At 62.1% G+C, this 401-nt stretch carries 1 protein-coding gene; it reads left to right on the forward strand.

All coding sequences use genetic code 11. The features are described from left to right. Window positions 1-80 precede the first annotated feature (80 nt). The coding region (gene lspA, locus NQ012_RS12950) for a signal peptidase II (RefSeq protein WP_257067981.1) at window positions 81-401 on the forward strand (321 nt) is incomplete at its 3' end.

The raw sequence follows: 401 nt of genomic DNA on the forward strand, positions 1-401 counted from the left end.
GACAGCGATCGGACCTCTTTGATTGAGCCATGGTCATACTTCATTCATCACGAACAGGCGAGTGGCCACGATGGCTGTTGTTGGCGGGGCTGATCGCGCTGCTCGACCACGTCGTCAAGCTCAGCGTGGCATCCTCCATGCTGCTCGGCACGCGTGTGGAGATCGCACCGTTCTTCAATCTCGTGCATGTGCGCAATCCGGGCGCGGCGTTCAGCTTTCTGGCCGGGGCCGGCGGTTGGCAACGCTATTTCTTTATCGCACTCGCCTTCGCCGCGTCCGCGTGGTTGATCTGGATGCTCCGCCGCAATTTACCACGACTGGAAGCCGCGGCTTATGCGCTGATTCTCGCGGGCACTCTCGGCAACGTAGCGGACCGGGTGGCGCGTGGGCAGGTCGTCGAC

The organism is Neisseria dentiae, assembly GCF_024580525.1.
Classification (GTDB): domain Bacteria; phylum Pseudomonadota; class Gammaproteobacteria; order Burkholderiales; family Neisseriaceae; genus Neisseria; species Neisseria dentiae_A.